Here is a 23,772-nt window from a genome sequence, read left to right as displayed (position 1 = left end):
TGTTGTGCTGATCGGGTGTACTTCGTACTTCAGGGATTGTGGGCTTCAGGAGCCCAGATACGCCTTGCGGACTTCGGGTTCGTCGCCAAGCGTGGCCGCCGCGCCTTCGGCGACGATGCGTCCGGTCTCGATGACGTATCCGCGGTCGGATGAGGCCAGCGCCAGACGGGCGTTCTGCTCGACGAGGAGAACGGACAGCCCGTGCTCTCGGCTGTAACGTCCGATCAGTTGCACCACCTCGACAGCGAGCTTCGGCGACAGTCCGAGCGATGGCTCATCCAAGAGCAGCAGGCGCGGCTTGGAGATGATGGCCCGACCCATCGCGAGCATCTGCTGCTCCCCTCCGGAGAGCATCCAGGCGTAGCTGTCTCGGCGTTCTGCGAGCCGCGGGAAGATCTCCAGCACCTCGGCGATGGCGGCCTTGAGCTCAGCGCCACGTATCCCGCTGGCAGCAGATGCGACGTCGAGGTTTTCGATGACGGTGAGACCGGCGAACACCCGGCGTCCCTCCGGGACGAGCGCGAGTCCCTTGCGGGCAAGCCAGTCGGTGCGTTTGCCGGTGACGTTCACGCCGTCGAGGCGAACAGTGCCGGATGTCGGACGCTCGAGTCCGACGATGCCCTTCAGCGTCGTCGACTTGCCGGCACCGTTCGCGCCGATCAGCGTCACGATCTCGCCTTCGGCGATGTGCATGCTGATTCCGCGGACCGCTGCGGCTGCGCCGTAGCTGAGCACCAGGTCTTCGATTTCGAGGATGTTGGTCATGCGTTCTCCTCACTTCCGAGGTAAGCCCGCAGCACATCAGGATGCTCTCGCACCTCAGCCGGCGTGCCTTCGGCGATGATACGACCGTTGTCGAGCACCGTCACCTGAGTTGCGACCGAGGCGACAAAGTCCATGTTGTGCTCGACGACGAGGATCGACAGTCCGTCGTCACCGCCGAGTGATGCGACCAGAGCCGCCAGGCGCTGCGTCTCCGCGTCGTTCATTCCGGCGGCGGGTTCATCCAGCAGCAGGAGTGCAGGATCCAGCGCGAGCGCGCGGGCGATCTCGACGAGGCGCCGGTGTCCGTACGGGAGAGTGCCGGCGATGAGGTCAGCGTAGGGTGCTACTCCGACCCGGTCGAGCAGACCGAGTGCCCGCTTGCGCATGCGCGCTTCAGAGTTTCGGTACCGCGGCAGCAGCGCCACCGCCGAGAACACTCCGTACCCGCGACTGTGGTGCATGGCGACCATGACGTTCTCAAGCACCGTCATGTCATCGAACAGGCGCAGGGTCTGGAAGGTTCGAGCGATGCCCCGGCGAGCGGCGGCGACGGAATCGCGTCCCTTTACTGGGGCCCCGTCGACAACGATCGTGCCCTCGTCCCAACGATCCACCGCGGAGACGCAGTTGATCAGCGTGGATTTTCCGGAACCGTTCGGGCCGATCAGCGCGCGGATCTGCCCCGCCTCAAGCGAAAGATCGACACCGGCCAGCGCGGTCACACCGCCGAAACGTCGGACAAGACCGTTGATGGTAAGAATGTCGGTCATCGTGTGACCTCCTCCGCGCTCGCGGCGCGGGCGGGTCGTATCCGACGCGTCACCCAGCCGATTCCATCCCGGATGAGTCCCCAGATACCGCCGGGCACCAGCGCCACCATGATCAGCAGCACGACGCCGTAGATCACCATGTAGTACTCCTGCACGCTGCGCAGCACCTCGGGCAGGAACGTCAGCAGTACCGCCCCGATCACCGCACCCCAAGGACTCTTCGCGCCGCCGACGACGACCATCGCCAGCATCGAAACGGACAGGGCGAGGTTGTAGGTACCCGGGCTGATGTAGGTGATGAAGCCCGCGTTCAGTGCGCCGGCGAGACCTGCGAAAGCCGCACCGATCGTAAAGGCAAGCACCTTGACGTGCTTGAGCGAGACGCCCATTGCCGCGGCGGCGACATCGCTGTCGCGTACCGCCTGCATAGCGCGACCGTATGAAGAGGTACGCACCATCTGGACTACGTAGATGGCGATAACCATCACGATGCCGATGAAGATCGCCCAGTGCGATACCTTGACCAACTCGAATGAACCGAACAGCGGTGCGACGATGTTGCGGACGCCGAGTGCGCCGCCGGTGAGCCAGGACCAGTTGATCAGGATGAGCGCGACGACCTGCCCGAATCCGAGCGTTACAAGTGCCAGGTAATGGCCCTTCAACCGCAGGGAGGGGATGCCGATGAGTAGGCCGACCCCGATGCTGGCGATCACGGCGATGATCATCGCCGGACCGAGATCAATCGACAGCTCCGTCACCAGCAGGCCCGTCGTGTACCCGCCGATGGCGAAGAACGCAGCCTGGCCAAGCGAAACCTGCCCGCTGAGCCCGAACGTGACGTAGAGTCCGACGGCCGCGATCACCATGATCTCAGCGGTGACGGTCACCTGGAGCCAGTAGTTGTTCTTGATGCCGAGCGCAAGCACGATCACCAGCACCATGAGCAGCGGCCACACGAGCCAGGATCCAATGCTCTGCCAGCGCGAAGACTGAGGTGCTGACGCGAGCGAGGCTCGAGTGCGAGTGGCGACGTTCACAGCTTCTCACCGACTTTCGATCCGAAGATGCCCTGCGGGCGGACGAACAGGAACACGATCATGAGGCCGAAAGCGATGAGGTCCTTGCTGTCGGATCCGATCAGGCTCCCGGCCAGGTTCTCGACGATGCCGAGTCCGAACGCCGCGATGGCGGCGCCGGTGAGGTTGCCGAACCCCCCGATGACGCAGGCGGCAAAGGCCTTCAGCGCGAGGAGGAAGCCGACCGAGAGCGTCACCGAGAACATCGGCGCCACCAGGACGCCTGCTGCACCCGATAGTCCGGTGGCGATGATGAAGGCGATCACGACCATGGCGCCGGTGCGCACACCCATCAGCTGAGCGGTGTTGGCGTCGATCGCCGTAGCCTGCATCTGACGACCCAGCCGCGTCTTGGTCAGCAGGAGGTTCAGACCGATGATCAGCAGCACCGAGACGACGATGAGGAAGAGCGACAGAGTCGAGACACGCGCACCGAGGATCTCGATAGAGATGTTGGGAACGAGCGACCCGAGGGTTCGTGGCTCCGGCCCCCAGATCAGATGCGCGGCCTGTTCGAGCACGATCCCGACGGCAACCGTCGAGATGATCATCGACGCGTGTGACTTGTTGCGCAGCGGCCGGTAGGTGACGCGCTCCATGAGAACGCCCGCGAGGGCGGCCGCACCGATTCCGAGCAGTGCGGCGGCAAGGAGCGGGATGCCGGACATTCCAGCGAACGTCGCAGCCACGAAGGCTCCGAGCATGACGAACTGCGCCTGAGCGAAGTTCAGCACGCCGGCAACGCGGTATGTCAGCAGAAACGCCACGGCGAGTAGGGCGTAGATGCCTCCGATCGCCAGCCCGCTGATCAGCGACTGGATGATCATTCCGGATGACCCTCCTGATCGGCGACGAGGACGTCGTACAGATTCGGCTGGCGCGTCGCCAGAGGATCGAGGTGGTAACCCTGGACCTTGCTGTGCGAATCGACGAGGTCGAGGTCGAGGAAGATGTTCTCCTCGAATCCCGTGCGCGACGTGTACGCGGTCGGGTAGCGCATCACTGCGATGGGTTGACCGGGAATGAAGCGGTCGGCCACGACGATCTGACTTCCGTAGCCGGCGGGGTTGTCGGTGCGCGCTGTCGAGACCAGGTGGACACGGTTCTCCTCCGTGCGCTCGGTCGCAGCCTGGGTGGGGGCTTCCAGCCGATCCCAGTCGGCCGGATGGGCGATGATCTCGGCGCCGCGCAGTGCGAGGATGCGGGAGATCTCGGGCAACCAGATCTCGTTGCCGATCATGAGTCCGATGCGGCCGATCGGCGTCTCTGCAACGACGAACTCGTCGCCCGGAGTCGCCCACGCGCGCTCGTCTTCACTCAGGTGCACCTTGCGGTAGGCCGCCGCGATCTCACCCAAATCCGAGATCAGGTGGGCCGTGGAGTAGAAATTTTCACCGGCTTGCTCGACCAGGCTGACGACCGTCCACACGCCGTGCTCAGCGGATGCCGCTTGCAACGCCGCCAGCGCGCTGGCCGAGAGCTCCGCGGCGGCGGCGGGATCCTCCGCGATGGAACCGGAGCGATGGATGAACAGTTCTGGGAAGACGCCGAGCTGCGCACCGCGCACCTTCGCGTAGCCGACCTGTGCCACCGCCCGGGCCAACGTCCATTCAGTGGAGTGGTACCACGACGTCTGCAGCGTGGCGACGCGAACGGGCCGCGGCTCTGTTCCGTCAGGGACGGGGCCGTACATGTCGGCGACGACGTGGTCACCGATATCGGCGACGAGTTCACCGTAAAGATCCGGCCGCCGAAAAACACCAAGATCGCCGATGTCACGCAGACGCTTGGGATGGCTCGTCGAGGGCGTGATATCAGCCCAGACCATGCCTTCTTCGGTCTCACCGGCGTTCGCGAGGATGTCACCGAGGGGAGAGATCACCTGGGAACCACCGGTCCACGGGTAGCCGTCCGCCGGGCCACCGACCGTGTTGGCTGCGACATGCCAGACATGGTTCTCGATCGCCCGAAGCGGCTCATGCACGCGCATCTCGTCAGGTCCGCGGGAGTTCAGCGAGTTCACGAGGATCTCAGCGCCCTTGAGCGCGAGAATTCGGGGCACCTCGGGAACGATGCCATCGGCGCACAGCAGCTGCCCGACCTTGCCGATCCGGGTATCGATGACCTCGATCTCTTTCGTGCCCGGGGTGAACAGCGTGTACTCGTAATCCCAGAAGACGGTCTTGTGGTGAACGTGCAGGATCTCGCCGGTCGCGTCGATGAGCACCGAGGCGATGTGCACGTCCGGTGATTGCTCACCGCGCACGTCGACACCGAGTGCGACCATGATCCCGAGTTCTGCTGCCGCCGCGCTGACTCCGGTGATGAACGCCCCATCGAGCGGCTCGCTCTTGGCGAAGCACTCGTCACGGTCGGCGTAGTCTCGCACCCGGTTCGAGTTCTCGGGGGTCACCAGCAGGGCGGCACCAACGGCTGCGGCTTCGCGCATGTAGTGCACCACGAGCTGGAGGTTCTCCGCGACGTCTGTGCCCGAGAAGAACTGGGCGGTGGCGACACGGACGACGGCCTTGTCGTTGTTGTTCATCGTCATCGATGTGTTTCCACTCTCTGCAAATTGGAATTTCTTAAAGTGAGAATGCCGCAACTGTAGATCGAGTCGTCGAAGTGTGTCAACCTGTATGAGCAGAGTTGCACCGGATCCCGTCACTGTCGAACGCGGTCCGTTCCAGCGCAGATTTGTGCGCTTGCAGATCAGCTGCACCTCCGCCGGCGATTCACGCGCGACGCACCGGATCACGCGTGGATCTATCTCACATAGTGCAAACGACCATCACATGCTGCAGGGAGCTTTCATGGAATCTCTGACCCTGGCGGAGAAGCTGTGGCGCCGCCATGTCGTGAGCGCAGGCACCGACGGCGCTCCCGACATTCTCTATGTCGACCTGCATCTCGTGCACGAGGTCTCCAGCGCCCAAGCTTTCGACGGGCTGCGGATTGCCGGGCTGCCCGTACGCCGCCCGGATCTGACCATCGCCACCGAAGACCACAACACGCCGACGTTGAACATCGACCGCCCGATCGCCGATCCAATCAGTCGCTTGCAGATCGAGACGCTACGTCGGAACTGCGAAGATTTCGGCATCCGACTGCACTCTCTCGGCGACCGCGAGCAGGGCATCGTCCACGTTGTCGGGCCACAGTTGGGCCTGACGATGCCCGGGCTGACGATCGCGTGCGGCGATTCGCACACTTCCACGCACGGCGCGTTCGGTGCCCTCGGGTTCGGCATCGGCACCAGCGAAGTCGAGCACGTCCTTGCGACGCAGACGATCACACTGCCCCGGTTTCGCACCATGGCCGTGACCGTGGACGGCGAACTCGCCCCCGGCGTCAGCGCCAAAGACATCATCCTCGCCGTGATCGCGAAGATCGGCATGACCGGCGCCCAGGGCCACATCATCGAATACCGGGGCTCGGCGATCGAGTCACTCTCGATGGACGGGCGCATGACCATCTGCAACATGTCCGCAGAAGCTGGCGCGCGTGCCGGGATCATCGCGCCGGACGAGACGACGTTCGCGTATCTGAAGGGCCGCCCGCATGCCCCGCAGGGCGAGGATTGGGATGCCGCCGTCGACCAGTGGCGCAGCCTGCGCAGCGACCCGAAAGCCGTGTTCGATCGGGAAGTGCGGTTGGATGCGAGCGAGCTCACACCGTTCGTCACCTGGGGAACCAATCCGGGCCAGGGCGTCCCCCTCAGCGGCCGGGTGCCGAGCCCCGATTCCTTTGAGGACGCCGATGAACGCACGGCTGCACTGCGCGCTCTGGAGTACATGGCTCTGGAGCCGGGCACGGCGATGCGCGACATTCCGGTGGATGTGGTCTTTCTTGGTTCGTGCACGAACTCACGGCTTGATGATCTGCGGGTGGCGGCCGAGATCGTGCGCGATCGGACCATGGCCGAGGGCATCCGCATGATCGTCGTGCCCGGTTCCGCTCGCGTGCGACTGGAGGCGGAAGCTGAGGGTCTCGACGAGGTGTTCACCCGCTTCGGGGCCGAATGGCGGTTTGCGGGATGCTCGATGTGCCTGGGCATGAATCCCGATCAGCTGCATGAGGGAGAGCGTTGCGCATCCACCTCGAATCGGAACTTCGAAGGACGCCAGGGTGCTGGAGCAAAGACTCATCTGGTCTCGCCTGCTGTAGCAGCCGCGACCGCGGTCGTGGGTCGACTCGCCGCCCCGGCAGACATCGCCTGAACCGCGCTGCGGCGAGCGCCCGGAGTCAGAGCTTCGCGCTGATCTCCTTCGCACCCGCACGGATGGCTTCGCGGATCTTCGCCCGCTGATCGGCGGCTGTTCGATACAGCGGGGCTGCGCATCCGATCGTTCCAACGACCTCGTCGCCGGAGTACAGCGGAGCAGCAACTCCCCAGATGCCGTCGTCGATCTCCTCGAAGCTCTCGGCAAACCCCTGAGCCGAGACATCATCCAATGCGCCGGGCTGCAGCTGCGGCACGGCACGGATGTCTTCCGGCAGTTGCGCGATGTAGCTGTCTCGCTCGGTGCGCGGAAGCGAGGCCAGCAGCACACGCGACATCGATCCGACGTGCAGACTCATCGCCTGGCCATGCTCGAACTGCAGCCGGACGGGCCTGTTCGACTCTGCGCGCTCGACGGTGTATACGCGCCATCCACTGCGCCGCGCGACTAGGACGGCCTCACCGATCTCGTCACGAATCTGAGCGATCACCGGTGCGGAGGCTGCGGCGATGGGGGCCCGGACTGCGGCAGAAGCGGCGGCCAGCGATGACGCCAGGTCAGTGATGCGGTACTGACTTCCCTCGGCGGCATCCACGAGTCCGACTTCGCGAAGCAGGGCAATGTAGCGGTAAACCATCGAAGTGCCCATACCGAGCTCGTGCGAGAGGTCGGCGACGGTCCACAGCGGCCGCGACTCCGTGAAGCTCAGGAGCACTGACAGCAGTCGGCGGCCGCTCTCCGCGCCAGGCACACGACCCTGACCGTCCGATTCATCCTTGGAGGCCAAAACTTCCCCAATCCCGATGCGATCACCCGCGCTTCGTTGCTGCGGGAGAGCGCCATCGGATTCACCAATGGATCCACGCTAACCCATCACGGCGCGACCTGTCCCACCTTGTGCAATTCTTTCTCCCACATGCTGACACCCCTAGCCCCGATCGCCGTCGTGTGACATTCTTGCCCGACACGACCGGAGGTGATGATGGACACCATTCTCTTCTTGGGTTTCGCGATCGCGTACCTCGTCCTGCTGATCTGGGGGATCGCGCTAACAGTTCGACGCGGGCGACTGATCGTCTCCGACCTCGCACTACTCGTATTCGCAGCCCTCGTCTATGACAACGCCGTGATCGGTCTCGGTTCATTCATCGGCGAGAGCGCGGGCCTCGAGGCGCTCAACGCCGTGCGCTATTGGTTGCACGCGCTGGTGACGCCGATGCTGGTGCTCGTCGCGTGGAACGTGCTCGTTCGCGCTGGTGTGCGCTGGGCCAAGACTTCGTGGGCGACGCTGGGAGCCATCGTGATCACGGCCGCGCTCGTCACCTACGAGGTGATCGTGGGCGCGGCTCCGGCGCAGCTGGTCGCGCAGCACGAGTACGGAACGCTGAGCTATTCGAATGAGAATGCCCCGGGTGGCCCGCCGCTCATGGTGCTGTTCGTGGCTGCCGCGCTGCTTGTCGCCGGCATCTACGCGTGGAAGCGCCAGGGGTGGCCGTGGTTGTGCATCGTCACCATCCTCATGGTGATCGGAAGCGCCATCCCGTTCGATTTTCCCAGCGGAGCGGTCACGAATGCGTTCGAGCTGGTGCTGCTGGTCGGCGTCCTTGCGACGATCGCGTTCCAAGATCGGCGCACCGAGGCCGGGTGACCCCAGGTGGGCCGACGTGCGCGGCACACACCGGGACGCGCTCGTAGCGCGCCTACCTTCACCCCCGCCCCGCTCACTCAGGAACGGAGCGCACCACACGCGCGGGTGAGCCCACGACGATCGACCCCGCCGGCACATCCTTGGTGACTACGGATGCCGCAGCCACAACGGCGTCGTCGCCGATCGTGACCCCGGCCAGGATGGTGGCGTTGGCGCCGATCCACACGTTGCGGCCGATCGTGACAGGAGCCGGGTGCATGTCCGCACGACGGCTCGGAGCCAGGTCGTGGTTGAGGGTCGCGATGACCACGTTGTGTCCGATGAGGCAGTCGTCGCCGATGGTGATGCCGCCCTGGTCTTGGAACTTGCATCCGGCATTGATGAAGATGCGCTTGCCGAGCGTGATGTTCCGCCCGAAGTCTGAGGAGAACGGCGGGAACATCGTCACCGTCTCATCCACCGGCTTCCCGATCAGACGCGACAGCAGCGCGCGCACTTCGGCCGGCTCGTGGTAGCTGCCGTTGAGCTCACCGGTGATGCGCATCGCCTCCTGACTCGTCCGATGCATGACCTCGTGCAGTGGCGAGTCCCCCTTAATGGTGCGACCAGAATTCAGTTCGTCCAGAAGATCGTCAAGATCCATGGTCCTTCTCCTTCTCTGCAGCCGTGGTGATCAGTCCAGGAGCCCGCCGCCTGTCCAGCACGCCGGCGAACACCATCGCGACGAGTCCCGCAACGGGCACGACGAGCAACCCCCACCGGAGCCCGGCGTTGTCCGCGATGAAACCGACGAACGGCGGCGAGAGCAGGAAGCCCAGCCGCAGCAGCCACGACACGATCGTGAGGCCGGCGCCGTGGCGCAGGCCCGGAAGCGCGTCGGCTGCTTGCATCGCGGCGGGAATGAGCGTCGCCGACCCGAAACCTGCCGTGGCGAAGCCGAGGATCGTGCCGGGCACGGTCGGAAACATCAGCGCCAGCCCCATCCCGACGAAGATGAGCAGCCCTCCAGCACGGGCGACGGCACGCTGTCCGAACCGGTCGACGAAGCGGTCGCCGGCGAGGCGTCCGATGAACTGTGCGCCGACGAGGGCGATATAGCCGGTCGCGGCGAGGACCGCGGGCGCGTCCAGCGAGGCCGAGAGGTAGAGGGTCGCCCACGACATCCCAGCATCCTCGACGACGGCGCCAGCGATAGAAATGAGCACGAGCGCGACCATCACGAAGACCGTCCTTCCCGAGATTCCCCGCCGTACGGCATCGCGGATCTCGGGGCCGTCGGCGACGGCATCCTCTTCGGTGACGTCGTCGCGGCCCGGCAGACACAGACGAAGTGCGATGAGCGCGACGATGCAGAACACGACGGCAGAGATGGCGAGATGGATGCCGAGGGGCAGCGCGATCGCGATCGCCACAGCTGCCATCGATCCGCCGAGAACCGCACCGATCGACCAGATCGCATGGAAGGAGTTGATGATCGAGCGGCCGTAGCCGCGCTGCACGCGCAGACTATGCGCGTTCTGGCCGACGTCGGTGATCGCGTCGGAAGCGCCGCCGAGGAACAGGCCCAGCGCGAAGAACAGTGCCGACGGCGCGATTCCCGCCGCAAGCAGGCCGAGGCTGGTGATGATGGTGCCGATGACGGCGACCTTCGCCGAGCCGAAGCGACGGATGAGCACGGCCGCAGCAAGCCCGGCAACGATCGCACCGGCGGGGAAGGCGGCGATCGCGAGGCCGTAGGCTGCAGCATCCAATCCGAGCGTCCGCTTGATCTCCGGATAGCGCGGCAAAATGTTCGCGAACAGGGCACCGTTGGTGAGAAACAGCAGTGCGACGCCGACGCGCGCGCGGCGGAGAAGAGGAGCGACGGTGGTCGTGCTGGGCATATCTAACAGCGTAGGCCGGGGCAACGGGGCGGGCGCCGCGGTCCGCGCGGCCGCCCTCGCTATGCTGGTCGCGTCTTAGTCGCCACGGGGGGATCCACAATGACCACGACACGCACGCGCCGCGCGGCCGCTTTCGCCGCAGCATCCGCCGCTCTGGCACTGACAGCAACACTGTCCGGATGCGGCCTGATCTCCGGCGGCGACTCCGGCGGCCCTGACGTTCCCACTGATCTGGTGCTGCATCCATCCGGCGACGACGGGGCGTGGATGCTCAACGAGTACTCCACCGGAACGTCCGGCGAATGGGTCTCCGATGACATGCTCTGCGGCATCCGAGATGGCGTCGCCATCCATCGCGATCTGACAGACAGGGCCGTCACGCTCATCGCCACCGACCTCGCAACCGGCAGCGACATGTGGCGGCTCGAGACCGAAACGCCGGGCGGCGTGAACTGCGCGCCCGTTCTGGATGAGCGTCTGTACACCTCCGAAAGCGAGATGAATGCCGACGGCGCCTACCGCTCCATCGTCGTGCGCGTCGACCTGGCCACCGGCGAGCGCACCAACATCTACGAAGCACCCATCAACATCTCGATATTGACCGCGTTCGCCCATGAGGGCGAGACGGCCTACGCCCTTGCCGCCGCCGACGCCGGCGAGGTGCTGCTCGCCTTCGATGGTGCCGGGCAGATCGCCTGGCAGGCCGCGATGAGCGCCGTCGCCCAATGCCACCTGCTGTCCGGACACATCGCGTGCGTCGACATGATGACCACCGAGTACTCCATCTTCGACGCCGCCACTGGCGAGATCACCGCCTCCGGAAGCAGTCCCGGCGATCCGAACGACCTCGTGAACTTCGCCGCTGACGGATTCGCGCTGACCACCGACCGCGTTTCCTTCACCGAAGCCACCTACACCGGCTACGACTTCGACGGCAATGAGATCGGCAAGCTCGACAGTGCCCGTGGCCCCGGCATGCCCTCTGCCCTGGATGGCGTGTTCTACGAATTGGACGACTTCAACTACTGGACTATCGCCGCCGTCGACAGTGCAGGAACCCCCGTCTTGAAGCTCCCCGGCGGCCTGGACAACGGACTCGACTCGGTAGCGACCGGCAAAAACTTCCCCGACATCGAGCTCGACGCCGTCTCAGCCGACGGACAGACCATCGTCACGGCACCCTTCGGTGCACCGGCGCTCATCCTCGACCTCGAGGCCAACACGATCGCAGAGCTGCCCAGCGGCGACGGGATCCGGACCATCGGTGGGTATCTCACTTCCACGCGCGACAGCGGCTCGGTCGTCTACCTTCCGGCTGGATAGTGGATGCCGCGGACGGCAGATGCCGCCCTTTCGACAAGCTCAGGGAGCGAGAGCCGCCGCCCGGCGTTACTGGTCACGGAGCCTGTCGAAGTGCCGGCGTTGTTAGGACGCGGATGCCTCGGGAACGGCGATGCCGCGCATGAGCACCTCGCCGAGAGCATCCGCCTGGGCGTCGTCGATCTTGCGTCCGAGCAGAGCCGCGTATGAGGCGGCGGCGGCGAATTGGTTCGCGACGGCTGCCGCATCGATCTCGACACGCACTTCACCGGCCTGCTTGCCACGCTCGATGCGCTCGGTGATCCACCCGATGATCGGCTCGGTGTACCGCCCATTGAGCCGTGCACCCAGTTCTGGATCTGCCACGTTGACGGCGATCAGCGCCCGCGCGAGCGCGGTGTTCTCGGCGGTGCCGATATGCGTCATCATCGTCGCCACCCACTCGCGCAGGTCGGTGCCGAGATCCGTTGTCATCGGAACCGGCGGGGTTTTCCCCGGTAATTCCCCTTCGAGCAGCGCTTCCCCCAGGATCGCTGATTTCGACGGCCACCAACGGTAAATCGTCTGCTTCGATACCTCGGCTTCAGCAGCCAAGCCCTCGATCGTCGCAGCTTCATATCCCCCGGTGGCCAGCGCATTCCGCATCGCAGCCAGGACAGCCTGGCGTGCCTTTTCGCTTCTTGGACGGGCCATTCCCTGATCGTAGCCGAGCAAAATAGCACATACTGAGCGCTCCGTGACAAAATTTCGCACCGAAGATGGTTTCAGGGACTCACCGGCCGCGCAGGAACTCCTCGACCTCAACTGCGGTCGGCGCGGTTGTCGGCCCTCGCCGGGTGACTTTGATCGCGGCCGCCGCGTTGGCACGTCGGCAAGCGTCCACCCAGCTCGCGCCGCCCGCGATACCGGCCAGCAGCGCACCCGTGTGGGCATCACCGGCGCCGTTGGTGTCTACGGGGGTCTGCGGAAAGCCCGCCACGTAGGTGCTTTCGCCGCGCGCATGCACCGCGCAGCCCTCGGCGCCGTCGCGGACGATGGTGATCGCACCGGCCCGCATCAGCGGCGCCAGCGCGCCGGCTTGCGCCACGATTTCGCGTTCGGATGCTTCGACCGGAACAGCCAACGCAGCCAGCAAGTCGGTCGCTTCCTCGGCGTTGCCGGTCCATACGTCAGTGCGGGCGAGCATCACGTCGCGCACTTCGGCGGGCAGCGCGGCGAACGCGGCCCCGGGGTCGAGGACGACGATGGCATCCTCGGGACGGGTTGCCAACCAGGTCAGCAGCGGGTCTCGGGTCTGTGCGACCGCGAGGGAGTATCCCGTGACGCAGACGAGGTCGCCGGGCTGGACGTCGGCGGTTGCAAGCGAGTCGACTGTGATGTCGCGCTCCGCGCCGAGCGTCGTGATGAAGGTGCGCTCGGCGGTCGGCTCGACCAGCACGACGCACACCCCGGTGTCTCGCGTGGTGATCGGCGGGGCGGATGCTGTGATGCCATCAGCATCCAGTGCCTCACGGATGAGATCGCCGTGCGGGCCGGTGCCGAGTGCGCCCGCGTGCACGCACTGCGCGCCCAGGCGGGCCGCGGCGAGCAGCACGGTAACGGCGCCGCCGGCGTATTGAGCGTCGGAGCCGGCCATCACGTTCTGTCCGCGCGCGGGGATGTCGGGCACTTCGATGACCAGGTCGACCAGCGCTTGGCCGGTGTGGATCACGCGGGGTGGGTGTGCATTCGGCGCCCGTCGGTCATCGGTCTCGGCACGGGTGCGCATGCGGACAGCCTATCCACCATGGTCAGAACGCGTGTGTCGTCAGGAAACCGAGCAGTGCAACACAATCGGATCGAACGCCTCGCCAACCGGGTACGAACCGCCGAACAGCTCCGCCCCGGCAGAGGTGAGAGTCACCCGATCGAACACGACGCTGTCGCCCTCTTCGCGCGGCGTGCTGAGTGCGAAAGCATCTACAGCTTGCCCGCCGGGTGAGATGGCGAGCAGCCAAGAGCCGTCTGCAGAGCGATATGCGCGCGGCGATTCCAGTGAGGTGATCGGCATTCCGTAGTGGGCGAACAGCGCGACCGATCCGGTCGTCGCATGCTCGCCGTCAGAGGAGGCGACCAGAGGGAACCGGAATTGCCCCTTCTCCGACGTCACGCCATCGGCGCGCACCGCACCACCCGGCGATGACGTGACATACAGAAGAAGGCTGAGCTTGATGCTCCACTCGAGGTACATAGAGTGACTCACGCGTCGAGCACGAGCCGCGGGCAATTGCCCATGGCTCGCGAGACGCAGATCATCATCGACTCGCCACGCTGCTGCTCCTTCGGCGTGAGGATGGAGTCACGGTGATCGGCCGATCCACTGAGAATCGGGGTCTCGCAGGTGCCGCAGGTGCCCTCGCGGCAAGACGAGATCGTGGTGAGACCGGCCTTCTCAGCAGCATCCAGAATCGAGACCCCGACCGGAACGGTCACGACGCGACCCGACGTCGCGAACTCGACCTCGAACTCGGTGTCGGGGCTCGACCGCTCGATCTTCTTGGGCGCGAATCTCTCGGTGTGCAGGGTGTCTTCCGGCCAGTGCGCGAGGGCCGCGTCGAGCGCCTTGAGCAGCGGCTCCGGCCCGCACGCGTAAACGAGAGTGTCTGCGGCGACCTCGGTAAAGATCCCGGCCAGGTCAAGGTGACCGAACTCGTCCTGCGGAACCAGGTTCGCCCGCTCACCGTACGCAGTGAGCTCATCGACGAAGGCCATCGACCGGCGCGAACGTCCGCCGTAGTGCAGCACCCACTCGGCCCCGGCCGCATCTGCCGCGGCGATCATCGGCAGCATGGGAGTGATACCGATGCCGCCGACGACGAACACGTAGCGCTTCGACGGCAGGAAGTGGAAGTTGTTGCGCGGCCATCCGACCCGGATGCTGTCGCCTGAACGCAGCGCGTCGTGCACAGCCAGCGATCCTCCGCGGCCGTTCGCCTCGCGCAGGATGCCGAGGCGCCACTCGCTGCGCTCGTTCGGAGACGACGACAGCGAGTACTGGCGCACAACCACGCCGCCGCCCGCGACAGGAACAGCCACATCGACATGCGCACCGGGCAGCCATTCAGGAAGCACGTCGCCGTCTGGATGCCGCAGCGTGAGGGCTGCGACACCGTCGGCGGCATCCGCCTTGCTCGCGATCGTGAGGCTCATGTCGCGCTTGACGTTCTTCTTGGCCTTTTCAATATCGGCGATATCCCACACGACCGGCAGACTCGTGCGCACCGGGAGGAGCGCCATCTTGATGAACTCCAGCGGGAAGTCCGGCACCGGCCGCAACGACGGAAGACGCTCGAAGAGCACCTTCAGGCCGGTCGCGCCCTGCACGCGGGCGAGCTCCTGACCGAGGCAGGTGTGGCGGCCCATCGTGAAGGCGAGGTGGTCGGTGGGGTTCTCGCGGTGGATATTGAAGTCGAAGGGCACGGCGTGGTGCGCGGCCTCGGTGTTCGCGCTTGCCAGTGCGACCCAGATCATGTCGCCCTTGGCGATCTGCACGCCCGAGAGCTCCAGATCGCGCATCGCCTGACGGGAGGCGAACGGCGCCGACGGTCGGCGACGAACCGTCTCTTCAAAGACGTTGGCCCACAGCGAAGGCTCAGCGATGGCCTCGTCGATGTACTCGGGCTTCTGGCTGAGGAAGAGGATGGCGTTGGTCATCGCCTGCGCGGTGCTGTCGGTGCCTGCCATTGCGAACTCGCAGATCTTGATGGCGATCTGCGGCACGCTCAGCGCGTACTCGCCGTCGGCACCGCGCTGCACGGCCATCTCGCTGATGAAGTCGGTGCCCGGACTCTCGCGACGCTCGGCGACCACCGTGGACATCTCGGCGAAGGCGCCGGAGAAGCCCTCCCACACCTCGTCGATAACGTCGGCTGGCATCACTTCCTGCGCAGAGGAGAGCACCCGGCCCATGTCGCCACGCAACCGTCGCATGAGGTCGTCATACTCCCAGCCGAGGCCGAGGTGAGCGAGCAGCGTCTGGGTGGTCAGCTCGAGGCAGTACTCGACCATGATGTTGGCCGAGCCCTGCTGCTGGATCTTGTCGAGGATGCGGTGCGCGCGCTCCTCGATCTGCGGACGCAGCTCTTCCATGCGCGCCTTCGTGAAACCGCGCAATGCGATGTTCCGATGCAGCGTGTGCTCGTCGGGGTCCATCCCGACGATGAGCTGGGCCATCAGTCCTGGCGGCACGATGTGCTGGAAGCGCTCCGGAACGTCGATCGTCGCGGTGTTTCCGGCGGAGGAGAACTCCGTCCAGTCGCCGAGCACGGTGAGCACGTCTTCGCGGCGCGTGACGATCCAGGCGTTCAGCCAGCTGTACCAGAACACCGGATTCTCGTCGCGCACAGCGGCGAAGTGCGCGGCCGGGTCGCGGTAGTAGTCGTCGCTCATGGCGTCGAAGGTGGCGGCCACGGGGCGCAGGGCCGCGGGTGCCGTGAGGATGTCGGTCATGTCGAACTCCGTCGTTCTCGTGTGGTTGCGGGTGCCGGTCAGAGGGCGGCGGCGATCGCCATCGTCGACAGCTTCTGGAAGCGGGCGACGTTCTCGCTCTCCTCCATAACTCCGGCGGACAGGAAGGTGAAGGTGAAGTCGCGCTCGGGGTCGATCCAGAACAGCGATGAGCCCGCACCGTAATTGCCGTGCGTGCGCGGTGAGGTGAACGGTCCGAAGAAGTTCGGCGCGGTTCCTGTGCCCGACAGCGAGAAGCCGAGGCCGAAGTTGCCCTGCGGGACCTCCCACCCGCGCGCCTTCGCCATCTCGGCATAAAGGTCGTTGGGCATGTCACCGGTCTGCAGCGTGGTGGCCTGATCGAGGACGGCGGGCGCGACGAGCTGTTCGCCGCCCTGCTCGCCACGACGGCGCAGCCACTCGGCGAACGCGTGCACGTCGCCTGCGGTCGAGACCGAGCCCACCCAGGGCATCTCGGCATCTACGGTGATTACGTCGTTGAGCACCTCGATGTCGCTGGGCTGCAAGAAGCCGCCGTCCGGGAGGTAGGCCTTCAGCGGCACTGCACGATCGGCCAGCGCGTTCGGCAGCCCGAATGACGTCTCGGTCATGCCGAGCGGGCGGAAGATCAGCTCCTGCGCGAGCTCACCGAAGGAGTCCCCACCGTAGGCGCGGCGGACCATCTCACCCATCAGGGCATGGTTGATGGCCGGTGCGTAGTTGAGGTTCTCCCCCGGCTCGAACAGCACGTCCACGCCACCGAGCGCCTGGATGACGTCGGCGAGCACGCCGAAACCGTCGGGGCCGAGGCCGGGGTTCGGCGTGGGGGTGAGTCCGGAGCGGTGCGTGAGCAGGTGGATGAGGCTGATGCGGTCCTTGCGCAGCATCCGGAACGGATCGGTTCCGAGGAACTCGGGGATCAGGTCGACGACGCGGGTGGAGAGCGCGAGCTTGCCCTCGCCGATGGCGCGCAGCGCCATGAGGTTCGTGAATGCCTTGGTCAGCGAGAGAACACGGAACACGTCGTCCGGGCGCATCTCACGGCCGGACACGCGCTCAGACCAGCCGATCGTGGTGTCAAGCACCTTCTCGCCACCACGGGCGAGGATCACGTGCGCGCCGTCGTAGGAACCGCGTTCGATGTCGGCGGTGATCTCGGCGGTGAAGCGCTCGAGAGCGCGCGGGTCAACGTCGCCGCGGGTGACGACATCGGGGGTGCTGGTCTGCGAAACGGGGATCGTCATCGGATGCTCCGCTCAGACCATCACGAGCCCGCCCGAGGGCGAGATCGTCTGACCGGTCAGGTACGAGGCCGAAGGGCCGGCGAGAAAGAGCACCATCTCGGCGATCTCCTCGGGCTGCGCGGCACGGCGGATCGGTTGCATCCCGATGAGGAACTCAGCAAACTCGTCATCGCTCTGACGGAACAGCGGTGTGTCGATTGCGCCGGGAGCCAGCGCATTGACGCGGATGCCAAAGGGTGCAAGTTCCGCGGCCCCCTCGCGGGTGAGGCCGAGCACCGCGGCCTTGGATGCCGGGTAGTAGGCGGGCATCGTGACCCCCATGAGTGCGGCAGCCGACGAGAAGTTGATGATGGAGCCTGCGCCGTTGCGCTTCATGAGCGGCACTGCTGCACGCATCGTGTAGAAGGTGCCGTAGAGGTTGATGCGCATGACGCGGTCGAAGTCTTCGTCGCTGACGAACTCGAAGAACTCGGAGTCGTGCTTACGACCGGCCTTCATCGCATCGAAGATCTTGCGGTTCTCGTCGTTGAGCGCATCAAGTGCTGCACGGTTCGGGGCGTTGACTCCCGCGGCGTTGACGAGGACGTCAAGGCGACCCTGCTCGGCCTCGACGCGTGCGAAGGCAGCGTTGACTGCGGCACTGTCAGCGATGTCGACGGCAAGACCGGTGGCACGGTCCAGGTCGGCGAGAACGTCGGCGACGCTCGGGGAGATGTCCAGTCCGTAGACGGTGGCGCCCGCGGCGTGCAGCGCGCGAACAGTGGCGAGTCCCATCCCGGAGCCGGCCCCGGTGACAAGTGCGACGGTGCCCTCGAATGTCATGTGCTCCTCCTCGAGCGATAGTGACGGTCTGCCTGACCGTGAGACGAGTCTGCCACATTCACTAGACATGTGTCTAGTGAATGTGGCAGACCGGTTTTGTTCTCAGTGTGTGATGTTGCTGCTTGTGAGCTTGGTTGGGCGGATCACGAGGCCGCAGACGATCGCGACGAGCGTCGCACCCGCTGCGATGAGGTAGCCAGTGTCGAACAGCCCCACAGTCGGCAGCACACCGCCCTCGACCGGCACGGAGTTCGCCGCCTGCAGTGCGGCGAAGATCGCGCCACCCAGCGAGGATGCCGCGAGCGCCATCGAGACGTACAGCGACGCAGTTCCGGCGGCCGTCTCCTTCGGCGCCTCGGTCGTGATGACAGACAGAGCTGTCGTCAGCAGCGTCGTGTAGCCGAATCCGAAGACGAGGATCGCGACCACGATCACCACCAGCGACGTGTGCCCGAAGCGCAGCGCGGTGAACGCGGCCATTAGCAGCAGGCCACCGATCACGAGGGTGACCCCTGCGGAGGTGCGGCGCACGAGGACCGGGACGGTCTTCGCCGCGACGATACCTGCGAGCGTCATCGGCAGGAAGACGAACGCGGCCTGCAGCGGGCTGAGGCCGAAGCCGACGCTCACCGGGTCACCGGGCACCTGCAGGAGGGTGAGGGTGAGGTTGTAGAGCAGCATTCCGCACACACCGAGCGTCAGGAAGACGAGGTAGGCGGGGGTCAGGTTGCGCCCGAGCAGCGAGCGCACGTCGAGGAGCGGGTTCTTCGCCTTCGATTCGACGAAGAACGAGGCCGCGAGCACTGCAGCGCCACCGAGCACGGTGAGGAGCGTGGCGGGCGAGGTGAGGCCCCAGGTCGTGGATTGAGCGATGCCAATGCAGAGCACGGTGAGGCCAACGCCCAGCAACAACACGCCTCCGGGCTCGATGCGCTTGCGCGTGCTGGCGCTGCGTGCCCGCGCATCCGATTCCTTGCGTGCATCCGAATCCATACCCCAGATGAGGAAAGCAACGAGGCTCAGTGCGGTCAACACTCCGCCGATCCAGAAAGCGCCGCGCCAGGTTCCGCCGAACTCGACGATCATGCCGCCAAAGGCGAATGCGACAAAGATGCCGATGGCCTGGCCGCCCGCGATTATCGCGACGGCACGCGTGCGATCACCGACCGACAGTCGAGCGTTGAGGATGCCGACGCACAGCGCCTGCCCGGCCATCGTGCCGGTGAGGGCGCGTCCGATGACGAGCACGATGAAATTGGGCGCGAGGGCTGAGATCACGAAGCCCAGGGCGATACCGAGCACCGAGATCACCATCAGTCGGCGGTGACCGTAGAGATCGCCCGCCTTCGACAGCAGTGCGATAGTCGCCGCGCCGAAGATGGTCGTGCTCATCAGCGCCCAGGTGGCCTGACCTGGGCTCAGGGCGAGTTCGCTGCTCATCGATCCGTAGAGCGGGATCGCCATCATGGCGCCGACCTCGTTGAGCAGCTGCAACAACGAGAATGTGAGGGCCATCGCCAGGCCGGCACGACGCCAGGGGAGGTATGCGGTGGGGGTGGTTGCTCGGATCTTTCCGCCGGACGTGACCGGTGGAGCGATGTCGGAGGACGTCATCGTCTCAACTCTCTGTCTGGCACGGCGTCGGCGCCGTGCATCTTCGAGAGAGTAACTCATTCAGTAGACAGGTGTCTACCTAAATTCATGCACGGCTCGTCAACCCGAAGGCCAGGGTGGAGGCAATTTCGGAGATGATCGTGTCGAGAAAGTCCGGCCGGTCACCGATAATTCCGAAATAAAATGCGCGGTCGATCGTCATCGCGACGGCGATCAACCGTGCCTGGGCACCGTTGTCGTCGAGGCCCGAGTCGACGAGGCGGCTGACGAGCTCGGGCAGTTCGGCGACGATGCGCCCGTACTCCTCGAACCACTCGTCGGCGACCGCAGGCTCGGCAGCCATCGCCTGCACGATCGCACTGAACTCCATCTGGTGGCGGCGCCAGGTAGCCGCGTGCTGACGGAGCCAGGCTTCCAAAGCCTCCTGCTCAGCAGGGGTCTCGGCGAGCTTGCGGAAGTCGGCGAGGATCTCGGGCTCGACCGAGCGCATCTGCTCGATGATGATCTCGGCCTTCGAGCGGAAATGGAGATAGAAGGTTGCGCGCGAGACGTTCGCCGCTCTCGCGATCGCGTCTGCCGTCGTCGGGGAATAACCCTGTGCGACGAACAGGCCGCGGGCCGCGAAGATCAGGGCGTCTCGCGTGCGCCGCTTCTGCTCTGCGCGCGAGACGCGCTCAGGTGCACCGCTCAAGGTCTTGCGCTCCGCTCTGCCCGGCGAATCTGGACCGAGGCGTATTCATCATGCCAGGGCCCGAAGCCGTCGGCACGGCCGGCCGAGCATTTCGGACCTTGCGCTGGGTGCACGAGGACGGGCGGGAACCATGCGGGTCATGACTGGATGGTAGCGGTCTCCATAACGACGCTCCTACTGCGTGCCGAGAAATGCCGTCATCGGATGCTACCGCGGTCGCCGGACATCCCAGTCGCTGCAAGGCATCGGGACCAATGTCCATGCCCCCGAATACACTCAACCTCGATAGGTCCGCACGGGCCCTGGAACCCGACTCGAGTTCCCCGATTCGCGCCCTGCCCTTAGGGCGATATTCGGCGTGCGTGCGAACCATCGCCCTACGGCATCCGTCGTGGGGCAGGCCGGTGCTCCACGCACACTCCTGAAGGAGAATCACATGTCCATTCCCAACCCTCCTGCGACTCCCGCTCCGCAGCAGATGCCTCCTCCGATGCCGCCCGCTGAGGCGACGGTATCCGCGCCGAAGAAGACGAACGTCCTCGCGCTGGTCGCGCTCATCGTGGCAGCCGTCGGCTTCATCTTCGCGTGCATTCCTGGCGCTCTGATCGTCGGCTGGATCCTGCTGCCGATCGCGTTCGTGATCAGCCTCGTGTCGCTGTTCCTCAAGGGCGGTCGCAAGTGGATGGGCGTCGTCGGCCTCATCCTGTCGGTTGTTGGCACGATCGTCGGGGTGGTCGTCTTCTTGGGCGTTATCGCGAGCGCGGCCGATGAAGCGTTCGACGAGGCTTTCGGCGACACCGAAACCACCGTCACGCAGCCTGCAGATGAAGAGGTCGTCGCGGTAGATGAGGAAGAGCCGGCGGATGCTGCCGAGCAGGGCACTCGCGAAAACCCGTACCCGCTTGCCTCGCAGATCAGCACCGATGACTGGACCGTCGTCGTGAACAGCTACACCGCTGACGGGGCGGCTGCGGTTGCCGATGGCATGTTCAACGACCCGGCACCTGCGGGGTCGCACTACGAGATCGTGAACTACACGGTCACATACACCGGTGATGAGTCCGGTCTCGCGGCCGAGGTCGGCATCGCCTTCGTCACCAGCGCCGGCAACGTCGTCAACAGCTACGACTCGATGGTTGTTCTCGCGGACGGCATCGGGATGGACGAGCTCTACAACGGTGCATCTGCCACCGGCTCTCAGGCCTTCCTCGTTCCGGACGGCGAGACGGTGCTGATCCGGGTCAGCCCCGGGATGCTGGCTGACGAGGTGTTCGTTCAGCCGTAATGGGTGGGTGTGGCAGAGGGCTCGACTCTCTGCCACACCGATAGATGGGGGCTTTCGATGCTTCATGGCGAATGTCCCCACCCTCTGCTACAGTCCCTTTCAGGTTCAAGAGTTGCAGCCACGGGTACCTGGCTGGCTGCACGGCAACCCTCCTCCATCGAGCGGGGTGCCCCAGGGGAAGAACCGGTCCGACGCACACGTGTTCGGGCAAGTCGATGGGTTCGCGTCTTCCGGTGCGACGACGCGAACTCTTCCCACGAAGGGATGCTCTGATGAGCGAAAACACCTCTACCCATACCGATCACTCACAGGATCTGTGGTGGCGCCAACTCGGCCTCAGCGACAGCAGCGGGCCCGGATCCAGCGGCAACCAGCGGCGCCTCCAGTCCGCGCGGAGCGACTACCTGCGCTCACTGCGACCCTCAGGATTCACCCGCGCGACGGCTGAGGGCGACGCAGTCCTCACCGTTGAGCAAGTCGCGGCCGAGCTCGACGCCATCGACCAGGCAAACACGGTCGCCGTTCAGAATGAAGCACACCAGCGCGGCGAACGAGGCTGGGTGCACGTGCGCCGCGCGCTGTCTGCTTCGGACGCTGATGTTCCGGTGGAGCGCGGCGACTGGGCCGGATTCACTCGGGGCCACGCGATCGCCTGGTGCTGGAATCTCTACCAGTACGAGCCACGCGGCTTCGTGCATCCTGCGTCACAGCTGCGCGCAGAGCGCACATCCGAGCTTGAGGCTGGCATGATTCCGGACGGGTTCGGTTACGCCCAGCGCGCCGCCGACCTGGAAGCTGCCGGGTTCACGCCCGAGACGTATCGGCGAGCGCAGGAGGCTCTCGGCAAGTCGACGTTCTCGCCGGCCGACGTGACCCACTGAATCGGATGCTGCGGCGGGCTGACGCGAGTCGGCCCGCCGTGGCAGCTCAGGTTCCGTTTGTGAGCTGTGGCCTCAGCCTGTTTGCTGCTCCGCCCGAACGAGCGCCGCCAGCTCGGGGAAGCTTTCGGTCACCGTGCGCCAGAGTAGTTCGCCATCCAGTCGGTCATAGTGATGAACCACGTAGTCACGATGACGCGCGGCCTGCCGCCAAATCAGGGCGGAGAAGCGCTCCGAGTCAGCTACTACAAGGCGCTTCGCAAGATCGCCGATGCGGTTGGACAGCGCCTCGAATGCCAGCGGCACGGCCAGATCTTTGTCGTAGGCGTCGTGCCCTCGTTCGACCAGATCAGCAGCGGTGTCGAGCGTAGAACGCAGCTCATCGAGCCAACGCTGGGTGCGGTCGGCCTCGTTCACAACGGCACGGCTTCGCGAAGGATCGTCGCGTCGCGCTTGTCATCAAGGGATGCGACCGACAGTGCTGACACGGGCGTCCCAACGAGCACTTCCATGTCCATCTCGAACTGCGCGATATCGAAGAGGGTCGCGTCGGACGCCGCGGTGACGAGCAGGTCGAGATCGCTCCCGTCCGCTTGCTCACCCCGCGCGACCGATCCGTATACCTGAACCAATTCGAGGCGTGCAGCATGGGCGAGTCGCTCGATCACCGGCTTCAGTTGCCGGAGTCGCTCAAGTGAGACCACTGGCTCCGACTGAGCCGTGAGCCTGCGGTAGGTCTCCAGCGAGAGGAGTACCACCTCTGGCCTTCGATGAGACCCGACCGTGACCGGAGCAGCGTCCGGAGCCTCACGAAAACCAGCGATGAGCGCCGACAAGCCAGACCGAGCATCGGCGACTGAGATGACTTCCATGCGCACCTCCAGAAGATGTACATGAAATTGTACAGATCTTCGGAGTGCTGTGGTGGGCAGTTCCCTGTCCGCCCACCACAGCTTCACTCAGATCCCGAGATCCTTCCAGCCTCAGCCCTGTTCCGATGTCGAACGCGATCGTTTCACGCCCGCGTGCAGCGTCCGGCGACGTCGTTCCCGGCGCAGCAGATCC

23 protein-coding genes and 1 riboswitch are annotated in these 23,772 nt (G+C 65.4%); of the genes, 5 read left to right on the top strand and 18 right to left on the bottom strand.

Translation table 11 applies throughout. The features are described from left to right. Nucleotides 1-45: 45 nt before the first annotated feature. Genes ACSS7Z_RS01355 through ACSS7Z_RS01335 form a run of 5 tightly spaced genes read right to left on the bottom strand, consistent with a single transcriptional unit; the run spans nucleotide 46 to nucleotide 5,165 of the window. Nucleotides 46-765 carry an ABC transporter ATP-binding protein gene (locus ACSS7Z_RS01355; RefSeq protein WP_438252628.1) on the bottom strand — a complete coding sequence of 240 codons (720 nt, stop codon included), beginning with the start codon at nucleotides 763-765 and terminating at the stop codon, nucleotides 46-48. After that, nucleotides 762-1,535: an ABC transporter ATP-binding protein gene (locus ACSS7Z_RS01350; RefSeq protein WP_438252627.1), complete on the bottom strand. Its 774-nt coding sequence runs from the start codon at nucleotides 1,533-1,535 to the stop codon at nucleotides 762-764. The genes ACSS7Z_RS01355 and ACSS7Z_RS01350 overlap by 4 nt, the downstream gene beginning before the upstream one ends. Further along, entirely contained in the window at nucleotides 1,532-2,575 is a 1,044-nt protein-coding gene (locus ACSS7Z_RS01345; protein ID WP_438252626.1) for a branched-chain amino acid ABC transporter permease, read from the bottom strand. Before ACSS7Z_RS01345 ends, ACSS7Z_RS01350 begins: the two co-directional genes overlap by 4 nt. Next, on the bottom strand, nucleotides 2,572-3,441 hold the full coding sequence (locus tag ACSS7Z_RS01340; protein ID WP_438252625.1) for a branched-chain amino acid ABC transporter permease: 870 nt from the start codon (nucleotides 3,439-3,441) through the stop codon (nucleotides 2,572-2,574). Before ACSS7Z_RS01340 ends, ACSS7Z_RS01345 begins: the two co-directional genes overlap by 4 nt. After that, complete coding sequence (locus ACSS7Z_RS01335; protein ID WP_438252624.1) at nucleotides 3,438-5,165, bottom strand: nitrilase-related carbon-nitrogen hydrolase; 1,728 nt, start codon at nucleotides 5,163-5,165, stop codon at nucleotides 3,438-3,440. Before ACSS7Z_RS01335 ends, ACSS7Z_RS01340 begins: the two co-directional genes overlap by 4 nt. 262 nt (nucleotides 5,166-5,427) lie before the next feature. On the opposite strand from ACSS7Z_RS01335, the gene leuC reads away from it, so the two are divergent. Next, entirely contained in the window at nucleotides 5,428-6,834 is a 1,407-nt protein-coding gene (gene leuC, locus ACSS7Z_RS01330; protein ID WP_438252623.1) for a 3-isopropylmalate dehydratase large subunit, read from the top strand. Nucleotides 6,835-6,859: 25 nt separating this feature from the next. Here leuC and ACSS7Z_RS01325 read toward each other — a convergent pair whose 3' ends face one another. Next, nucleotides 6,860-7,624 (bottom strand): IclR family transcriptional regulator, encoded by a 765-nt coding sequence (locus tag ACSS7Z_RS01325; RefSeq protein ID WP_438252622.1) that lies wholly within the window; start codon nucleotides 7,622-7,624, stop codon nucleotides 6,860-6,862. A gap of 195 nt (nucleotides 7,625-7,819) precedes the next feature. On the opposite strand from ACSS7Z_RS01325, the gene ACSS7Z_RS01320 reads away from it, so the two are divergent. Further along, complete coding sequence (locus ACSS7Z_RS01320; protein WP_438252621.1) at nucleotides 7,820-8,485, top strand: hypothetical protein; 666 nt, start codon at nucleotides 7,820-7,822, stop codon at nucleotides 8,483-8,485. Between the two features lie 73 nt (nucleotides 8,486-8,558). On the opposite strand, the gene ACSS7Z_RS01315 is transcribed toward ACSS7Z_RS01320, so the two are convergent. Next, entirely contained in the window at nucleotides 8,559-9,128 is a 570-nt protein-coding gene (locus tag ACSS7Z_RS01315; RefSeq protein ID WP_438252620.1) for a DapH/DapD/GlmU-related protein, read from the bottom strand. Then, nucleotides 9,118-10,368: an MFS transporter gene (locus ACSS7Z_RS01310; protein WP_438252619.1), complete on the bottom strand. Its 1,251-nt coding sequence runs from the start codon at nucleotides 10,366-10,368 to the stop codon at nucleotides 9,118-9,120. The genes ACSS7Z_RS01315 and ACSS7Z_RS01310 overlap by 11 nt, the downstream gene beginning before the upstream one ends. Nucleotides 10,369-10,467: 99 nt before the next feature. Between ACSS7Z_RS01310 and ACSS7Z_RS01305 the strand changes: the two genes are divergently transcribed. After that, nucleotides 10,468-11,691, top strand: coding sequence for a hypothetical protein (locus tag ACSS7Z_RS01305; protein ID WP_438252618.1), 1,224 nt, complete (start codon nucleotides 10,468-10,470; stop codon nucleotides 11,689-11,691). Between the two features lie 102 nt (nucleotides 11,692-11,793). Here the strand turns inward: ACSS7Z_RS01305 and ACSS7Z_RS01300 are convergent, their stop codons facing one another. The 8 genes from ACSS7Z_RS01300 to ACSS7Z_RS01265 form a co-directional block, all read right to left on the bottom strand. Further along, nucleotides 11,794-12,381, bottom strand: a complete 588-nt coding sequence (locus ACSS7Z_RS01300) for a TetR/AcrR family transcriptional regulator (protein WP_438252617.1) — start codon at nucleotides 12,379-12,381, stop codon at nucleotides 11,794-11,796. Between the two features lie 79 nt (nucleotides 12,382-12,460). Beyond that, the gene (locus ACSS7Z_RS01295) at nucleotides 12,461-13,456 is read right to left on the bottom strand and encodes a PfkB family carbohydrate kinase (RefSeq protein WP_438252616.1); all 996 of its coding nucleotides are present in this window, start codon (nucleotides 13,454-13,456) and stop codon (nucleotides 12,461-12,463) included. A gap of 39 nt (nucleotides 13,457-13,495) precedes the next feature. Beyond that, nucleotides 13,496-13,930 (bottom strand): HtaA domain-containing protein, encoded by a 435-nt coding sequence (locus ACSS7Z_RS01290; RefSeq protein ID WP_438252615.1) that lies wholly within the window; start codon nucleotides 13,928-13,930, stop codon nucleotides 13,496-13,498. Further along, entirely contained in the window at nucleotides 13,927-16,176 is a 2,250-nt protein-coding gene (locus ACSS7Z_RS01285; RefSeq protein ID WP_438252613.1) for a cytochrome P450, read from the bottom strand. The genes ACSS7Z_RS01290 and ACSS7Z_RS01285 overlap by 4 nt, the downstream gene beginning before the upstream one ends. 38 nt (nucleotides 16,177-16,214) lie before the next feature. Beyond that, nucleotides 16,215-17,417: a serine hydrolase domain-containing protein gene (locus ACSS7Z_RS01280; protein ID WP_438252612.1), complete on the bottom strand. Its 1,203-nt coding sequence runs from the start codon at nucleotides 17,415-17,417 to the stop codon at nucleotides 16,215-16,217. 12 nt (nucleotides 17,418-17,429) lie between these two features. Beyond that, nucleotides 17,430-18,239, bottom strand: coding sequence for an SDR family NAD(P)-dependent oxidoreductase (locus ACSS7Z_RS01275; RefSeq protein ID WP_438252611.1), 810 nt, complete (start codon nucleotides 18,237-18,239; stop codon nucleotides 17,430-17,432). Between the two features lie 102 nt (nucleotides 18,240-18,341). Then, nucleotides 18,342-19,853, bottom strand: coding sequence for an MFS transporter (locus ACSS7Z_RS01270; protein ID WP_438252610.1), 1,512 nt, complete (start codon nucleotides 19,851-19,853; stop codon nucleotides 18,342-18,344). Nucleotides 19,854-19,938: 85 nt separating this feature from the next. Then, the gene (locus tag ACSS7Z_RS01265; RefSeq protein ID WP_438252609.1) at nucleotides 19,939-20,544 is read right to left on the bottom strand and encodes a TetR/AcrR family transcriptional regulator; all 606 of its coding nucleotides are present in this window, start codon (nucleotides 20,542-20,544) and stop codon (nucleotides 19,939-19,941) included. A 436-nt stretch (nucleotides 20,545-20,980) separates the two neighbouring features. Here ACSS7Z_RS01265 and ACSS7Z_RS01260 point away from each other — a divergent pair, with 436 nt between their 5' ends. Next, the gene (locus ACSS7Z_RS01260; protein WP_438252608.1) at nucleotides 20,981-21,829 is read left to right on the top strand and encodes a hypothetical protein; all 849 of its coding nucleotides are present in this window, start codon (nucleotides 20,981-20,983) and stop codon (nucleotides 21,827-21,829) included. 103 nt (nucleotides 21,830-21,932) lie between these two features. Further along, a riboswitch (SAM riboswitch) is annotated at nucleotides 21,933-22,049 on the top strand. Nucleotides 22,050-22,101: 52 nt separating this feature from the next. Beyond that, a complete protein-coding gene (locus ACSS7Z_RS01255) occupies nucleotides 22,102-22,710 on the top strand; it encodes a hypothetical protein (RefSeq protein ID WP_438252607.1) in 609 nt (202 codons plus the stop codon). Between the two features lie 72 nt (nucleotides 22,711-22,782). Here the strand turns inward: ACSS7Z_RS01255 and ACSS7Z_RS01250 are convergent, their stop codons facing one another. Beyond that, on the bottom strand, nucleotides 22,783-23,124 hold the full coding sequence (locus ACSS7Z_RS01250; protein ID WP_438252606.1) for a HepT-like ribonuclease domain-containing protein: 342 nt from the start codon (nucleotides 23,122-23,124) through the stop codon (nucleotides 22,783-22,785). Further along, nucleotides 23,121-23,579 carry a type II toxin-antitoxin system Phd/YefM family antitoxin gene (locus ACSS7Z_RS01245; protein ID WP_438252605.1) on the bottom strand — a complete coding sequence of 153 codons (459 nt, stop codon included), beginning with the start codon at nucleotides 23,577-23,579 and terminating at the stop codon, nucleotides 23,121-23,123. Before ACSS7Z_RS01245 ends, ACSS7Z_RS01250 begins: the two co-directional genes overlap by 4 nt. Between the last annotated feature and the right edge of the window lie 193 nt (nucleotides 23,580-23,772).

It is taken from the genome of Microbacterium wangyouchuni (assembly GCF_051546305.1).
Lineage (GTDB): Bacteria > Actinomycetota > Actinomycetes > Actinomycetales > Microbacteriaceae > Microbacterium.
This window is presented reverse-complemented; position numbering and strand designations above follow the sequence as displayed.

Bases quoted from the DNA above. Each gene is read 5' to 3' on its own strand.
- ACSS7Z_RS01355 (WP_438252628.1), bottom strand. From the start codon at position 765: ATGACCAACATCCTCGAAATCGAAGACCTGGTGCTCAGCTACGGCGCA.
- ACSS7Z_RS01350 (WP_438252627.1), bottom strand. From the start codon at position 1,535: ATGACCGACATTCTTACCATCAACGGTCTTGTCCGACGTTTCGGCGGT.
- ACSS7Z_RS01340 (WP_438252625.1), bottom strand. From the start codon at position 3,441: ATGATCATCCAGTCGCTGATCAGCGGGCTGGCGATCGGAGGCATCTAC.
- ACSS7Z_RS01335 (WP_438252624.1), bottom strand. From the start codon at position 5,165: ATGACGATGAACAACAACGACAAGGCCGTCGTCCGTGTCGCCACCGCC.
- leuC (WP_438252623.1), top strand. From the start codon at position 5,428: ATGGAATCTCTGACCCTGGCGGAGAAGCTGTGGCGCCGCCATGTCGTG.
- ACSS7Z_RS01320 (WP_438252621.1), top strand. From the start codon at position 7,820: ATGGACACCATTCTCTTCTTGGGTTTCGCGATCGCGTACCTCGTCCTG.
- ACSS7Z_RS01315 (WP_438252620.1), bottom strand. From the start codon at position 9,128: ATGGATCTTGACGATCTTCTGGACGAACTGAATTCTGGTCGCACCATT.
- ACSS7Z_RS01310 (WP_438252619.1), bottom strand. From the start codon at position 10,368: ATGCCCAGCACGACCACCGTCGCTCCTCTTCTCCGCCGCGCGCGCGTC.
- ACSS7Z_RS01305 (WP_438252618.1), top strand. From the start codon at position 10,468: ATGACCACGACACGCACGCGCCGCGCGGCCGCTTTCGCCGCAGCATCC.
- ACSS7Z_RS01300 (WP_438252617.1), bottom strand. From the start codon at position 12,381: ATGGCCCGTCCAAGAAGCGAAAAGGCACGCCAGGCTGTCCTGGCTGCG.
- ACSS7Z_RS01295 (WP_438252616.1), bottom strand. From the start codon at position 13,456: ATGCGCACCCGTGCCGAGACCGATGACCGACGGGCGCCGAATGCACAC.
- ACSS7Z_RS01285 (WP_438252613.1), bottom strand. From the start codon at position 16,176: ATGACCGACATCCTCACGGCACCCGCGGCCCTGCGCCCCGTGGCCGCC.
- ACSS7Z_RS01280 (WP_438252612.1), bottom strand. From the start codon at position 17,417: ATGACGATCCCCGTTTCGCAGACCAGCACCCCCGATGTCGTCACCCGC.
- ACSS7Z_RS01275 (WP_438252611.1), bottom strand. From the start codon at position 18,239: ATGACATTCGAGGGCACCGTCGCACTTGTCACCGGGGCCGGCTCCGGG.
- ACSS7Z_RS01270 (WP_438252610.1), bottom strand. From the start codon at position 19,853: ATGACGTCCTCCGACATCGCTCCACCGGTCACGTCCGGCGGAAAGATC.
- ACSS7Z_RS01260 (WP_438252608.1), top strand. From the start codon at position 20,981: ATGTCCATTCCCAACCCTCCTGCGACTCCCGCTCCGCAGCAGATGCCT.
- ACSS7Z_RS01255 (WP_438252607.1), top strand. From the start codon at position 22,102: ATGAGCGAAAACACCTCTACCCATACCGATCACTCACAGGATCTGTGG.
- ACSS7Z_RS01245 (WP_438252605.1), bottom strand. From the start codon at position 23,579: ATGGAAGTCATCTCAGTCGCCGATGCTCGGTCTGGCTTGTCGGCGCTC.